We start from the raw sequence: 13,910 nt of genomic DNA, 5'->3' as shown, positions 1-13,910 counted from the left end.
CAGGGGCGACCACCCCCCGGGGTGGGCGTCCCCGGCCCCGCCGGCGGGCTCAGCGGCCGGCGCGCATCGCCAGCCCGAGGTCGGCGTTGAGCGTGCCGATGACGTCGAGCGGGATCTCCTTGGGGCACACCGCGGCGCACTCGCCGATGTTCGTGCACCCGCCGAAGCCCTCGGCGTCGTGCTGGTGGAGCATGTCGACCACGCGGGCCTCGCGCTCGGGCTGGCCCTGGGGCAGCAGCCCCAGGTGGGTGACCTTCGCCGCGGTGAAGAGCATCGCCGAGGCGTTCGGGCACGCCGCCACGCAGGCGCCGCACCCGATGCAGGCGGCCGCCTCGAAGGCACGGTCGGCGGCGGCCTTGGGCACCGGGACCGCGTGGGCGTCCGGCGCCGCGCCGGTGTTGACCGAGATGTACCCGCCGGCCTGGATGATCCGGTCGAAGGCGGTGCGGTCCACGACGAGGTCCTTGATCACCGGGAACGCGCTGGCGCGCCACGGCTCCAGGGTGATGGAGTCGCCGTCCTTGAACGAGCGCATGTGGAGCTGGCACGTGGTCGTCCGCTCGGGGCCGTGGGCGACGCCGTTGATGACGATGCCGCACATGCCGCAGATGCCCTCGCGGCAGTCGGAGTCGAACGCCACGGGGTCCTCGCCGCGCTGGGTGAGCTCCTCGTTGAGGACGTCGAGCATCTCGAGGAAGGACATGTCCTCGGAGATCCCCACGAGCTCGTAGGCGACCAGACGGGGCTCGGCGGCCGCGGACGCCTGGCGCATGACGTTGAGGGTGATCTTCACTTGTAGCTCCGCTGCTTCATCTCGACGTACTCGTAGTTGAGGTCTTCCTTGTGCAGGACCGGGACGCCGTCGCCGCCCCACTCCCACGCCGCGACGTAGGCGAACTGCTCGTCGTCACGCAGCGCCTCGCCGTCGGGGGTCTGCGACTCCGCCCGGAAGTGCCCGCCGCAGGACTCGCGCCGGTGGAGGGCGTCGATGCACATGAGCTCGCCGAGGTCGATGAAGTCGGCCACGCGGTTGGCCCGCTCGAGCGCCTGGTTGAGCTCCTCGTTGGTACCCAGCACACGCACGTCGCGCCAGAACTCCTCACGCAGCTCACGGATGCGCCCGATGGCCAGGCGCAGGCCCTCCTCGGTGCGCTCCATCCCGCAGTACTCCCACATGATGTGGCCGAGCTCCTTGTGGAAGGAGTCGACCGACCGCATGCCACGGGCGCCGAGGAGGCGCGCGATGCGCGACCGGACGGACTCGACGGCCTCGACGACGGCGGGGTGGTCGGCGGGGACCTTCTCGAAGGGGCCGTCCGCGAGGTAGTCGTTGATGGTGTTCGGCAGGACGAAGTACCCGTCCGAGAGGCCCTGCATGAGCGCGGAGGCGCCCAGCCGGTTGGCGCCGTGGTCGGAGAAGTTCGCCTCGCCGGCGACGAAGAGCCCCGGGACGGAGGACTGGAGGTCGTAGTCCACCCACAGCCCGCCCATCGTGTAGTGCACGGCCGGGTAGATGCGCATCGGGACCTCGTAGGGGTCCTCGCCCGTGATGCGCTGGTACATGTCGAAGAGGTTGCCGTACTTCGCCGCGACGGACGCCTTGCCCAGGCGGCTGATCGCGTCGGCGAAGTCGAGGTAGACCCCGCGCCGGACGCCGCCCACCTCCGGCCCCACCCCACGTCCCTCGTCGCAGACGTACTTGGCGGCCCGGGAGGCGATGTCGCGGGGCACGAGGTTGCCGAAGGCGGGGTAGATCCGCTCGAGGTAGTAGTCCCGCTCGGCCTCGGGGATCTCCCGGGGGTCGCGGGTGTCGTCCGGCGCCTTGGGCACCCAGATGCGTCCGTCGTTGCGCAGCGACTCGCTCATGAGGGTGAGCTTGGACTGGTAGTCGCCCGAGACCGGGATGCACGTGGGGTGGATCTGGGTGTAGCAGGGGTTGGCGAAGTGGGCGCCCTTGCGGTGCGCGCGCCAGCTCGCGGTGACGTTGGAGCCCATCGCGTTGGTGGAGAGGTAGAAGACGTTGCCGTAGCCGCCGGTGGCCAGGACGACGACGTCGGCGAGGTGGGTCTCGATCTCGCCGGTGACCATGTCCCGGACGATGATGCCGCGGGCGCGCCCGTCGACGACGACGAGCTCGAGCATCTCGTGCCGGGAGAACGTGGTCACGGTGCCGGCCGCCACCTGGCGCTCGAGGGCCTGGTAGGCGCCGATGAGCAGCTGCTGGCCGGTCTGCCCGCGCGCGTAGAAGGTGCGGGAGACCTGCACGCCGCCGAACGATCGGTTGTCCAGCAGCCCGCCGTACTCGCGGGCGAACGGCACGCCCTGGGCCACGGCCTGGTCGATGATGCTCGCGCTGACCTCGGCGAGGCGGTACACGTTGGACTCCCGCGCCCGGAAGTCCCCGCCCTTGACCGTGTCGTAGAACAGCCGGTAGACGGAGTCGTTGTCGTTCTTGTAGTTCTTCGCGGCGTTGATGCCGCCCTGCGCGGCGATGGAGTGCGCGCGCCGCGGCGAGTCCTGGTAGAAGAACGAGCTGACCTGGTAGCCGGCCTCGCCGAGCGTGGCGGCGGCGGACGCCCCGGCCAGACCCGTGCCGACGATGATCACGTGGAGCTTGCGGCGGTTCGCGGGGTTGACCAGGCGGGCGGAGAACTTGCGCTTGGACCACCGCTCGGCGAGCGGGCCGGCGGGCTCCTTGCTGTCGACCAGCGCCTCGCCCTCGCTGTACAGGCCGGCGACGAGCGTGTCAGTCGTTGTCATCTTCTCGTTCCTCAGTTGACGAAGTCGAGCAGGACGGCGGTCGGGGGGGCCATGAACCCGACCAGCAGCGCCGCGGCGACGAGATAGGCGGTGGCGTTGATCGCGCCCTGACGACGGCGGTTCGAGGCGCCGAGGGTCTGCAGCGCGCTCCACACCCCGTGCCGCACGTGCATGGTCAGCATGACGATCGCGACGAGGTAGACGAGGTAGAGCCACCAGTGCTCGAAGGCGGCGACGAACCGCTCGTACGGGCTGTCGAAGGTGCCACCGACGTTGATGGTCAGCGTCGTGAACTGCAGGAGGTGGAAGACGACGAACGCGAGCAGGATCAGCCCGCCCCACCGCACCGTGCGCGCCGAGTACGTCTGGGCGAGGCGCTTGTGCATGACGTAACGGTCCCGGCGGGCCTCGCGCGCCCGGCGCCACAGCGTCACGGCGGCGACGACGTGCACCGCGAGCGCCACGAGCAGCCCGATGCGCTGGATCCACAGGAAGCCCATGTGCGGCAGGTACGGGTAGAGCAGGTCCCGCAGCGACTCGGCGTAGGCGTCGAACGCCTCCTGGCCCGAGAACATCTTGAGGTTGCCGTACATGTGGAGCAGGACGAACAGGACGAAGACGATTCCCGAGACCGCCATCGCCCACTTCAGGGCGACGGTGGTGCCGTTGGCGCGTCGCGGCTTCGTCGGCGCAGTGGCAGTGACCATGGTCCTGCATCGTAGCGAGTTCTCGGTCACATCCGGGACCACGGCCAGCGCGTGAGCGTACGCCTGTGCGCATGACGGACGGATCTGACCGGAAACCTCCGGGCGGCCGCGATGGAGGCGCCCGTCAGCGCACGGCGGTGTGCCTGCTGGTCACTTCCGGCCGGGTCTCAGCCGCCGGTGACGACCTCGCGCCCGGGGTCCGACGACCACTGGGAGAACGAGCCCGGGTAGAGCGTCGCGGGCACACCGAGGCTCGCCAGGGCGGCGATCTCGTGGGCTGCGGTCACTCCCGAGCCGCAGTACACGGCCACCGCGACGCCGGTCGCGTCGGTGGCGTCGGTGGCACCCACCGCCCCGAGGGCGTCGAAGCGGGCCCGGAGGTCCGCCGCGGGGAGGAAGGTGCCGGCGGCGGTGAGGTTCGCCGTCGTCGGGGCGCTGACGGCGCCGGGAATGTGGCCGGCCCGGGGGTCCACGGGCTCGTGCTCGCCGCGGTAGCGCTCCCCGGCACGGGCGTCGAGCAGCGTCCCGTCCCAGGCGGCGACGCCGTCCGCGTCGGTGGTCGGCATCGCGGCCGGGCCGCCGGCGGCGAGCGGCAGGACGACGTCGCCCGGGTCGGGCACGACCTCCCCGGTCTCGAGGGCACCGCCGGCGGCGAGCCAGGCGTCGAGGCCGCCGTCGAGGAGGCGCACGTCCCCCAGCCCGGCCCAGCGCAGCAGCCACCAGGCGCGGGCTGCGGACGTCGCCCCGACGGCGTCGTAGGCGACCACGCCGCGGTCGCGGCGCAGACCCCAGCGGCGCGCGGCGGCCTCCAGGTCGGCGGGCGAGGGCAGGGGGTGGCGGCCGGCGGCCGGGCTCGGCGGTGCGGCGAGCTCGCGCTCGAGGTCGACGAAGACCGCCCCGGGCAGGTGCCCGGCGCGGTGCGCCGGGCGTCCGTCCGGCTCGGCGAGGGACCACCGCACGTCGAGCAGGACCGGCGGACGAGGGCCGGCGAGCTCGGCGGCCAGCTCCTCGGCGCTGACGAGGACCTGCTCGCGGGGGCTGCTCACGGCTCGCTCCCCACCGGGCCGGGGGAGGCCGTGAGCCGGGCACGCATGACCACGGCGTCCTCGCCCTCGGCCGCGTAGTAGCCGCGCCGCAGCCCGATGCGGGTGAAGCCCGCTCCCTCGTACAGCCGCTGCGCGCCGGCGTCCGAGGCGCGCACCTCCAGCAGGACGGTGCGCGAGCCGTCCGCGCGGGCGGCGGACAGGAGCGCCTCGAGGAGCTGGCGGGCGATGCCGCGACGGCGGTAGGGCGCGGTGACGCCCACGGTCATCACCTGCGCCTCCTCCCCGGCGGCGAGGCCGGCGTAGCCGACGACGGTCCCGTCGACCACGGCTGCGAGGTAGGTCCGCCCGGGGGCCGCGAGCTCGTCGAGGTAGACCCCGCGGCTCCAGGCGCCGGGGCCGAAAAGCTCCCCCTCGAGCTCGACGACGCGGTCGAGGTCGGCGCTCACGAGCGGGCGGAGGCGGGCCGGGGAGGTCACGGCGCGGGGGCGGTCGCCCGCTTGGGGGTGCCGGCCGGGTGGACGTCGGGGCGCCGGAGGTACAGCGGCTCGGTCCCGAGCTCGACCTCCGCGCCGGCGGCCCGCCGGGCGAGGCGGGCCCGCACGACGCGGGCGAGCACCGCCGGGTCGACGCTCGCAGGGGTGCCGGGCGCGGCGACGAGCAGCTCCGGGTAGCGGGCGGCGCCCGGGCCCAGGACGGTGGCCCCGGCGGGGTCGAGGGTGGCAGGGGCGGCGACCGCCGGTCCCGCGAGCCGCCGGACGTCGTCGGGGCCGTCCGCGACGTACCGGCCCCAGTAGACCTCCTTGCGCCGCGCGTCGGTGACGACGAGGACCTCCTCGCCCACCGGCAGACCGTCCAGGCCCTGGCGCGCCAGGACGTCGAGGGTGGAGACGCCGTGGACGGGCACCCCCCGGCCGCGGGCGAGCACCTGGGCGGTGACGAGGCCGACCCGCAGACCGGTGAAGGGGGCAGGCCCGGTGCCCACGGCGACAGCGTCGAACGTCCCGCCGCCGAGGACCTCGGCGACGAGGGGGCTCAGGCTCTCCGCGTGGCGTCGGGGGTCCTCGCCCGACGCTGCCGACAGCACGGTCGTGCCGCCCTCCTCGGGGACGTCCACGAGCGCCACGGCGCTCCCGCCGGAGGTGTCGATGCACAGGATCCGCACGGGCCCCAGGGTAGTGCGCGAGTCGGTCACCGGCGCACCCGCGGGTCGCGGGGGTGCCGGGCCGGGTCCGGGGCGGGCTCGCCGGCTGCGGGGTCGGGGCGGCGCAGCCAGACGACGAGGGCCGCCCACGCCAGGACGAGGACGAGGACCGCGGCGACGACGGCCACCGGTCCCCACCCGCCGCCCTCCTCCGGCGGCGCGTGGTCCTGGGCGGGGTCGTCCCCCGCCGCGTACCGCTCGGCCAGGAACGGCTGGTAGGTCTCCAGGGCGACCGCCCCGGCGAGCACCTCGCCGGCGGCCTCGCCCACGGGCCGGACGACGGCGTCGCTCACCGCGAACCAGGCGTCGAGGGGCGCGTCGTACACCAGCGAGGCCGCCGGGTCGAGCTCCGCGAGGGCCGCGGCGAGGTCGGCCGAGGCGTCGATGTGGTCCAGGACCGGGCCGGCGCCGTCGGGGTCGGCCGCGACGAAGAGGCTGCCCACCGGCTCCTCGCCCAGCAGGAGCGGCGCGACCCACTGCCGGGTCGCGAGCGCGGGCGGCTCGAGGTCGGTGCCGTCGAGCACGCCCGGGGCCCAGCCCATCACCGGCCGGACGGTGCCGGGGACCACCTGGCCGCGCTCCTCGGCGGTGAGCTCGTCGAGCTCGCCGGCACCCTCCGTGGCCACGACCGGGCCGGTCTGCGTGGTGAACCACTCCACGACGTCGGCCGGCACGCCGTCGGCCACGGCCACCGGCGACGGCGACGGCGAGGCCGTGCCCTCCGGTGCGGGGGTGGCACCCGCGGCGGGGGCGAGTCCGAGCGCCGCGGCGAGGGTGAGCACGACCAGCGTCAGGGCCAGCGCGACCGCCGCGGTGACGTGCGCGGTGCGCGGGCCAGCGGTGGTGCGGCCGGGGGTGGTGCGGCCGGGGGTGGTGCGGCCGGCCGGGCCGCGGCTCACCCGGCCTCCGCGAGCGCGGCGAGGTCCACCCCGGCCCACCGCTCGCCGACCCCGCGGAGGACCACCTCACGGGGCGCCGGGGCGGCGAGGTCGTCCATCGACGTGGCGGCGCCCCCGCGGGGGCGGCGGACCTCCACCTCGAGCCGGTCGGCGGCGAGCGCCTCGACCTTGCCCTCGCCCCACTCCACGACCGTGACCGAGTCGTCGAGGGAGGTGTCCAGGTCGAGGGCGTCGACCTCGTCGAGGGAGCTGAGCCGGTAGGCGTCGACGTGGACGAGGTCGGGGCCGCCGGAGAGCGCGGGGTGGACGCGCGCGATGATGAAGGTCGGCGAGGCCACCTGGCCGCGCACGTCCAGACCGGTACCGATCCCCTGGGTCAGGGTGGTCTTCCCGGCCCCGAGGCCGCCGGAGAGGAGCACGAGGTCCCCGGCCCGGAGCAGCCCGGCGAGGCGCCGCCCGAGCTCGCGGGTGGCCTCGGCGTCGGCGACGTGGACGGTGGTGGTCATGCGTGCTCCCCGGGGAGGTAGTGCCGGGGCACGCGAGCCCCGAGCCTGGTGACGATCTCGTAGCTGATGGTGCCGCAGACCCGCGCCCAGTCGTCCGCGGTGGGCTCCCCCGCCCGGCCCTCGCCGAACAGCACCGCCACGTCCCCCTCGGCGACCGCGCCGCCGTCCGGGCCGAGGTCGAGGACCACCTGGTCCATGCACACCCGGCCGGTCACGCGCAGGCGCCGGCCGGCCACCTGGACCGGGCCGGCGGACGAGGCCGCCCGGGGGATGCCGTCGCCGTAGCCGAGCGGGACGACGCCGAGGTGGGTGTCGGTCGTGGTGCGCTCGGTGTGGCCGTAGGACACCGCGGTGCCCGCCGGGGCGGGCTTGACCAGGGTCAGGCGGGCCTCGAGCCGCATCGCCGGGCGCAGCCCGAGGGCCTCGGCGCCGGCGACCTCCGGGGCGGGGCTGAGGCCGTAGACCGCGATGCCCGGGCGCACGAGGTCGAAGTGGGTGGCGGGGTGGAACAGCGTCCCGGAGGACGCGGCGAGGTGGCGGACCTGCGGCCGCAGCCCGGCGGCCTCCGCAGCGGCGACGGCGGCGGCGAAGGCCTCGGTCTGCGCGGCGGTGACAGGGCTGTCCACCTCGTCGGCGCACGCCAGGTGCGACCAGATGCCGACCACCTCGATCGTGCCCTCGGCCTCGGCCCGGCGTGCGGCGTCGACGAGGTCGCCGAACGCCTCGGGCCGGGCGCCGCCGCGGCCCATCCCGGTGTCGACCTTGAGGTGCACCCTGGCGGTCCGACCCGTCGCGCGGGCGGCGGCCGCCACCTCCCGCACCGCCCAGGGCGCCGACGCGGAGAGGTCGAGGTCGGCCGTGAGCGCCAGGTGCAGCGGGGCGCCGGGGGCGTAGAGCCAGGTGAGGATGCGCGGGCCGGGCAGGCCCGCCCGCAGGAGCAGCGCCTCCTCGAGCTGGGCGACGCCGAGCCACGTCGCGCCGGCCGCGACCGCCGTGCGGGCGACCGGCAGGAGCCCGTGGCCGTACGCGTCGGCCTTGACCACCGCCATCATCTCCGCGGTCGGGGCCGCGCCGCGGAGCGCGGCCACGTTGCCGGCGACGGCACCGAGGTCGACGACGGCCCGGGCGGGGTGGGCGGGGGCGCCGTCGTGCTCGCCGTCCGGGGTGCTCACGGCGCCCAGTCTCCCACCCATCGCGGCTCAGCCGAGCAGGGCACGCAGCGCGGCCGGGACCGCGGCGGCGACGTCCATGGCGGTGACGGGCGCCCCGGCACCGCCGGCGGCGTCCTCGCCGGTCAGCCCCGCGGCGGTCCGGGCGGCACGGCCGTGCACCAGGGCGGCCGCGGCGGCCAGGCGCGCGGGCAGGCCCGCGCCGTCGGAGGGCAGGGCGCCGTGCACCTCACCGGCGAGCAGGTCGCCGTACCCCGCCAGCAGCGCCCCGACCATCCCCGCCAGGACGTCCCCGGCGCCGGCGGTGGCCAGCCAGCCGGTGGCCTCGGCCTGGGCGTAGAGCGGGCCGTCCGGGGCGGCCACCACCGTGGTGGCGCCCTTGAGCAGGACCGTCGCGCCGGTGATCTCCGCCGCCAGGCGGGCGTGGCGGGCGGGCGCGTCCTCGACGTCCTCGCGGCTGGTCTCCTCCCCGCGCGCCGTGAGCAGCGCGGCGAGCTCACCGGCGTGCGGGGTCAGCACGACGGTGGCGGGCAGGTCGGTGAAGGCCTCACCGAGCAGGGCGAGCGCCCCGGCGTCGAGCACCACCGGCTGGTGCGCCGCCAGGGCGGCGGCGAGGGCCTCGCCGACCTCCTCCGACCGCACCGAGGGCTCCGGCCCCACCCCGGGGCCGAGCACCCAGGCCTGCACCCGGCCGGGGACGGCGACCACCTCGGGGAAGCGCTGGTGGACCAGCGCGGTGGGGACCTCCGGGCCGAGGTAGCGGACCATGCCCAGGCCCGTGCGCAGGGCCCCGGCGGCGGCCAGGACGGCCGCGCCGGGATAGGTCTGGGAGCCGGCCACCAGCCCCAGGACCCCGCGGGTGTACTTGTGGTCGCCGGGCCCGGGCACGGGCCACAGCGCGGTGACGTCGTCGCCGGTGAGACGGCACACGGCCGGGACGGCGTCGTCGAGCGCGTCGAGCCCGACGTCGGCGACCTCCACCCGGCCGGCGAGGTCGGCGGCGGGCGGCAGGAGCAGGCCGGGCTTGGGCGCCCCCATGGTGACGGTCACGTCCGCCGGGAGCACGGGCCCGGGCAGGGTGCCGTCGTCGACCCCGATGCCGGAGGGGACGTCCACGGCGACGACGATCGCGCCACCGGGGTTCTCGGCCCGCTCCTCGGCGAGCGCCTCGACCACCCCCGCCAGCGGCTCGCGCAGGGCCCCGCGCGCACCGATGCCGACGAGGGCGTCCACCCACACCCCGGACCAGCCCGCGAGCTCCAGGACGACCCCGGCGGGGTCGTCGTCCTCGGTGAGGTCGTGCACCTGGACCCCGGCGGCCGTGGCCGCGGCCAGGCCGCCCGGGTGGGCGCGGCCGAGCAGCGCGGCGTGGACGAGGCAGCCCCGGCGCGCCAGGTGCGCCCCGGCGTGGAGCGCGTCCCCGCCGTTGTTGCCGCCGCCGACCAGCAGCAGCACGATCGAGCCGCTCACCCGGTAGCCCTCGCGCCGCAGCGCGGCGGCGACGCGGGTGGCCAGCGCGAAGGCGGCGGTGGCCATGAGGGGGCGGCCGGCGGCCAGGAGGGGCTCTTCCGCCGCGCGGACCGCGGCGGCGCTGTGCGCGTTGATCATGCCCCCATCGTGCCCCGCCGGGCGCCGCCGCACCGGCCGACGGGCCGGACGCTCAGGACTCGGCGACGACCATCGCCGAGGCGATGCCGGCGTCGTGGGAGATCGACAGGTGCCAGCGGGTGATGCCGAGCTCGGCGGCCCGGGCGGCCACCGTGCCGCGGATCTCCACCACGGGCGGGCCGCCGACGACGCGGTGCACCGTGCAGTCGTGCCAGCGCATGCCCGCCGGGGCGCCCAGGGCCTTGGCGATCGCCTCCTTGGCGGCGAAGCGCGCGGCGAGGGAGGCGTCGGGCAGGTCCCGCTCGTCGGGGGTGAAGATCTTCTCCCGCAGGCGCGGGACGCGCTCGACCTCGGCCACGAAGCGGGCGACGTCGACGACGTCGATGCCCACCGAGACGATCACGGCGTCCCCCCGCCGGCCGGCCGCCTCACTCCACGGTCACGGACTTGGCGAGGTTGCGGGGCTGGTCGACGTCCAGGCCCTTGGCGGTGGCGAGCTCCGCGGCGAAGATCTGCAGCGGGACGACCGTGACGAGCGGCATCATGAGGGTCGGGGTGCGCGGGACCCGGAAGACGACGTCGGCGTAGGGCGTGACGGCCTCGTCCCCCTCCTCCGCGATGACCAGGGTCCGGGCGCCGCGGGCGCGGATCTCCTGGATGTTGGACACGACCTTGCTGTGCAGGGTGGGCCGGCGCGGCGTCGGGACCACGACGAAGACCGGCTGACCCTCCTCGATGAGGGCGATGGGGCCGTGCTTGAGCTCGCCGGCGGCGAAGCCCTCGGCGTGGATGTAGGCGAGCTCCTTGAGCTTGAGCGCCCCCTCCAGGGCCACGGGGAAGCCGACGTGACGGCCGAGGAAGAGCACCGAGGTGGTGTCCTTCATGGAGCGGGCCACCTCGCGCACCTCCTCCGCGTGGTCGAGGACCTGCTGGATCTTCGCGGGCAGCAGGGCGAGCTCGGCGAGGTAGCCGGCCACCTCGTCGGCGTACTTCGTGCCGCGCAGCTGGGCGAGGTAGAGGCCCAGGAGGTAGGTGGCGGTGATCTGGGCGAGGAAGGCCTTCGTGGAGGCGACCGCCACCTCCGGGCCGGCGTGGGTGTACAGCACCGCGTCGGCCTCGCGGGCGATGGTCGAGCCGTGGGTGTTGACGACGGCGAGGACCTTCGAGCCCTGCTCACGGGCGTGGCGCAGCGCCATGAGGGTGTCCATGGTCTCCCCGGACTGGGAGACCGCGACGACCAGGGTCTTCTCGTTGACGACCGGGTCGCGGTAGCGGAACTCGTGCGCGAGCTCGACCTCGACGGGGATGCGCACCCAGTGCTCGATCGCGTACTTGGCCACGTGCCCGGCGTAGGCGGCGGTCCCGCAGGCGATGACGATGATCTTGTCGACGCTGCGCAGGACGGCCTCGTCGATGCGCAGCTCGTCCAGGATGAGGTTGCCCGCCTCGTCCGTGCGCCCCAGGAGCGTGTCGGCCACCGCCTTGGGCTGGTCGTGGATCTCCTTGTCCATGAACGTGGCGAAGCCGCCCTTGACGGCGGCGTCGGCGTCCCAGTCGACGGTGTACCGGCGGCCCTCGGCCGGGTTGCCGTCGCCGTCCACGACCGTGACGGAGTCGGCGGTGATGGTCACGACCTGGTCCTGGCCCAGCTCGAGGGCCTCCTTGGTGTGGGCGATGAACGCCGAGACGTCCGAGCCGAGGAAGTTCTCGCCCTCGCCCAGGCCGACGACGAGGGGGGAGTTCAGGCGGGCGCCGACCACGGTGCCGGGCTCGTCGGCGTGCACCGCCAGGAGGGTGAAGGCGCCCTCGAGACGCCGGGTGACGGCGAGCATGGCGGCGGTGAGGTCGCGGGTCTCGTCGTAGGCGCGGGCGAGCAGGTGGGCGACGACCTCGGTGTCGGTCTCGGAGGCGAAGGTCACCCCGGCCTGGCGCAGCTCGGTGCGCAGGGGCACGAAGTTCTCGATGATGCCGTTGTGGATGACGGCGAGCCGGCCGTCCTCGCTCAGGTGCGGGTGGGCGTTGGCATCGGTGGGGGCGCCGTGGGTGGCCCACCGGGTGTGCCCGATCGCGGCGGTGGCGTCGGGCAGCGGGTTCGCGGCCAGGGCCTCGCGCAGGTTGGCGAGCCTGCCGGCCTTCTTGGCCGTGGCGAGCCCGTCGGGCGTGACGAGGGCGACGCCGGCGGAGTCGTACCCCCGGTACTCCAGCCGTGCCAGGCCGCCGAGGGCGACCTCGAGGGGACGGGAGCTGGGCTGGGCGGGGCCCACGTAGCCGACGATTCCACACATGCGGGCCAGGATATCCGCCGCCGCCGGCCCGGCCCGCCCGGCGGGCCGTGCGCCCGGCGCGGCCCGCGCCGCGCGCCGGTAGGACACACTGGGGCCGTGTCCCTCTCGCGACCGGCGCCCAAGGAGCCCGCCTCCCCGTTCGTGGAGTTCGACCGGGCCGCGTGGAGCCGCCTGGCGGCCTCGACCCCGCTGCCGCTGACCGCGCAGGACGTGGTCAACCTCCGCGGGCTGGGCGACCCCCTGGACCTGGCCGAGGTCGACGCCGTCTACCGGCCGCTGTCGGGGCTGCTGCAGCTCTACGCCGCCGCCACCCGGGCCCTGCACCAGGCGACCTCGACGTTCCTCGGTGAGCGGTCCACCCGCACCCCCTACGTCATCGGGGTGGCCGGCTCGGTGGCGGTGGGCAAGTCCTCCACGGCCCGTCTGCTGCGCGAGCTGCTGCGCCGCTGGCCCCAGACGCCCCGGGTCGAGCTCGTCACCACCGACGGGTTCCTCTACCCCAACGCCGAGCTGCGCCGGCGGGGCCTGCTCGAGCGCAAGGGTTTCCCCGAGTCCTACGACCGGCGCGCGCTGCTGCGCTTCGTCGCCGACGTCAAGGGTGGCGCGCCGGAGGTCTCCGCACCCCTGTACGACCACGTGACCTACGACATCGTCCCCGGGCGCAGCCAGGTGGTGCACTCCCCCGACGTGCTCGTCGTCGAGGGCCTCAACGTGCTCCAGCCCGCCCGGGCGACCGCGAACGGCACGTCGTCCCTGGCGGTGAGCGACTTCTTCGACTTCTCCATCTACGTCGACGCCCGCTCCGCCGACGTGCGGCGGTGGTACGTCGAGCGCTTCCTCAAGCTCCGGCGGACGGCGTTCTCCCAGCCGGACTCCTACTTCCGGGTCTACGCCGACCTCGACGACGCCGCGGCCACCGCCCGCGCCGAGGAGATCTGGGAGACGATCAACGCCCCGAACCTCGCCGAGAACATCCTCCCCACCCGCGGCCGGGCGACCCTGGTGCTCACCAAGACCGCGGACCACCGGATGCACCGGATGCGCCTGCGCAAGCTCTGAGCCGCTCAGTCCGGCCCCTCACCCTCGAGCATCTCCCCCGTCGTCGGCAGACCGGGCAGGAGCCGGGCGTGGACCCAGGTGAGGAGCCGATCCACCACGAGGCCCAGGACCACCCCGCCGACGACGCCGACGGCGACCGCCGCGAGGGGGTGGTCCTGCAGGAACACCCCGGCCCCGACCCCCAGGGCGGTGGTGTACCCGGCCCACACGAGCGCGGCGATCGCGGCGATGAGGACGAACCGGCGGCGGGGGAAGTCCACCGCACCGGCGCTCATGTTCACCGCGACCCGCCCGATCGGGACGAACCGGGCCGAGAGGATGAGCACGGTCCCTCGGGTGGCGAGGATGTACCGGGCCCGGTCGAAGGCGCGCCGGGCCCGCCGGCCCTGCATCACGCGCAGCCGTTCGACCGGCACCAGCCGGCCGATGGTGTAGGCCACGAGGTCGCCGCAGAACGCGCCGACCGCTGCCGCGAGCACGAGCGGCGCCAGCGGCGGGCCCCCCTCGGCGGCCGTCAGTGCGGCGACGGCGATGACCACGGACTCGCTCGGCACCGGCGGGAAGAACCCGTCGACGGTGACCAGGACGACGACGACGAGGAGGAGCCACGGCGAGCCGGCGAGCGACAGGACGAGGTCCTCGACCGCCCTCGCCGTCTCGAGCACGTCGG

14 protein-coding genes are annotated in these 13,910 nt (G+C 75.4%); 1 reads left to right on the top strand and 13 read right to left on the bottom strand.

Annotation, left to right across the window (positions count from 1 at the left end; all coding sequences use genetic code 11):
* Positions 1-49: 49 nt before the first annotated feature.
* The 12 genes from AAEM63_RS03790 to glmS form a co-directional block, all read right to left on the bottom strand.
* Complete coding sequence (locus AAEM63_RS03790) at positions 50-772, bottom strand: succinate dehydrogenase/fumarate reductase iron-sulfur subunit (RefSeq protein ID WP_341361299.1); 723 nt, start codon at positions 770-772, stop codon at positions 50-52.
* Positions 773-789: 17 nt separating this feature from the next.
* Positions 790-2,760 (bottom strand): fumarate reductase/succinate dehydrogenase flavoprotein subunit, encoded by a 1,971-nt coding sequence (locus AAEM63_RS03785; protein ID WP_341360325.1) that lies wholly within the window; start codon positions 2,758-2,760, stop codon positions 790-792.
* Between the two features lie 11 nt (positions 2,761-2,771).
* The gene (locus tag AAEM63_RS03780; protein ID WP_341360324.1) at positions 2,772-3,467 is read right to left on the bottom strand and encodes a succinate dehydrogenase cytochrome b subunit; all 696 of its coding nucleotides are present in this window, start codon (positions 3,465-3,467) and stop codon (positions 2,772-2,774) included.
* A 167-nt stretch (positions 3,468-3,634) separates the two neighbouring features.
* Positions 3,635-4,513, bottom strand: a complete 879-nt coding sequence (locus AAEM63_RS03775; protein ID WP_341360323.1) for a sulfurtransferase — start codon at positions 4,511-4,513, stop codon at positions 3,635-3,637.
* A complete protein-coding gene (rimI, locus tag AAEM63_RS03770) occupies positions 4,510-4,959 on the bottom strand; it encodes a ribosomal protein S18-alanine N-acetyltransferase (protein WP_341360322.1) in 450 nt (149 codons plus the stop codon). Before rimI ends, AAEM63_RS03775 begins: the two co-directional genes overlap by 4 nt.
* Before the next feature lie 26 nt (positions 4,960-4,985).
* Complete coding sequence (gene tsaB, locus AAEM63_RS03765) at positions 4,986-5,675, bottom strand: tRNA (adenosine(37)-N6)-threonylcarbamoyltransferase complex dimerization subunit type 1 TsaB (protein ID WP_341360321.1); 690 nt, start codon at positions 5,673-5,675, stop codon at positions 4,986-4,988.
* 26 nt (positions 5,676-5,701) lie between these two features.
* Positions 5,702-6,613, bottom strand: coding sequence for a hypothetical protein (locus tag AAEM63_RS03760; RefSeq protein WP_341360320.1), 912 nt, complete (start codon positions 6,611-6,613; stop codon positions 5,702-5,704).
* On the bottom strand, positions 6,610-7,119 hold the full coding sequence (gene tsaE, locus AAEM63_RS03755; RefSeq protein ID WP_341360319.1) for a tRNA (adenosine(37)-N6)-threonylcarbamoyltransferase complex ATPase subunit type 1 TsaE: 510 nt from the start codon (positions 7,117-7,119) through the stop codon (positions 6,610-6,612). Before tsaE ends, AAEM63_RS03760 begins: the two co-directional genes overlap by 4 nt.
* Positions 7,116-8,291, bottom strand: a complete 1,176-nt coding sequence (alr, locus tag AAEM63_RS03750) for an alanine racemase (RefSeq protein WP_341360318.1) — start codon at positions 8,289-8,291, stop codon at positions 7,116-7,118. The genes tsaE and alr overlap by 4 nt, the downstream gene beginning before the upstream one ends.
* A gap of 27 nt (positions 8,292-8,318) precedes the next feature.
* On the bottom strand, positions 8,319-9,896 hold the full coding sequence (locus AAEM63_RS03745; RefSeq protein ID WP_341360317.1) for an NAD(P)H-hydrate epimerase: 1,578 nt from the start codon (positions 9,894-9,896) through the stop codon (positions 8,319-8,321).
* 52 nt (positions 9,897-9,948) lie between these two features.
* The gene (locus AAEM63_RS03740) at positions 9,949-10,299 is read right to left on the bottom strand and encodes a holo-ACP synthase (protein ID WP_123917171.1); all 351 of its coding nucleotides are present in this window, start codon (positions 10,297-10,299) and stop codon (positions 9,949-9,951) included.
* Positions 10,300-10,324: 25 nt separating this feature from the next.
* Positions 10,325-12,181: a glutamine--fructose-6-phosphate transaminase (isomerizing) gene (gene glmS / locus AAEM63_RS03735; RefSeq protein ID WP_341360316.1), complete on the bottom strand. Its 1,857-nt coding sequence runs from the start codon at positions 12,179-12,181 to the stop codon at positions 10,325-10,327.
* 96 nt (positions 12,182-12,277) lie between these two features.
* Between glmS and coaA the strand changes: the two genes are divergently transcribed.
* Positions 12,278-13,240, top strand: coding sequence for a type I pantothenate kinase (gene coaA / locus AAEM63_RS03730; protein ID WP_341360315.1), 963 nt, complete (start codon positions 12,278-12,280; stop codon positions 13,238-13,240).
* Between the two features lie 5 nt (positions 13,241-13,245).
* On the opposite strand, the gene AAEM63_RS03725 is transcribed toward coaA, so the two are convergent.
* Positions 13,246-13,905 carry a VTT domain-containing protein gene (locus AAEM63_RS03725; RefSeq protein ID WP_341360314.1) on the bottom strand — a complete coding sequence of 220 codons (660 nt, stop codon included), beginning with the start codon at positions 13,903-13,905 and terminating at the stop codon, positions 13,246-13,248.
* Positions 13,906-13,910: the final 5 nt, after the last annotated feature.

Source organism: Georgenia sp. M64 (assembly GCF_038049925.1).
GTDB lineage: Bacteria > Actinomycetota > Actinomycetes > Actinomycetales > Actinomycetaceae > Georgenia.
This window is presented reverse-complemented; position numbering and strand designations above follow the sequence as displayed.

Excerpts from the sequence above, each read along its gene's own strand:
- AAEM63_RS03790 (WP_341361299.1), bottom strand. The coding sequence starts at position 772 with ATGCGCCAGGCGTCCGCGGCCGCCGAGCCCCGTCTGGTCGCCTACGAG.
- AAEM63_RS03785 (WP_341360325.1), bottom strand. The coding sequence starts at position 2,760 with ATGACAACGACTGACACGCTCGTCGCCGGCCTGTACAGCGAGGGCGAG.
- AAEM63_RS03780 (WP_341360324.1), bottom strand. The coding sequence starts at position 3,467 with ATGGTCACTGCCACTGCGCCGACGAAGCCGCGACGCGCCAACGGCACC.
- tsaE (WP_341360319.1), bottom strand. The coding sequence starts at position 7,119 with ATGACCACCACCGTCCACGTCGCCGACGCCGAGGCCACCCGCGAGCTC.
- AAEM63_RS03745 (WP_341360317.1), bottom strand. The coding sequence starts at position 9,896 with ATGATCAACGCGCACAGCGCCGCCGCGGTCCGCGCGGCGGAAGAGCCC.
- glmS (WP_341360316.1), bottom strand. The coding sequence starts at position 12,181 with ATGTGTGGAATCGTCGGCTACGTGGGCCCCGCCCAGCCCAGCTCCCGT.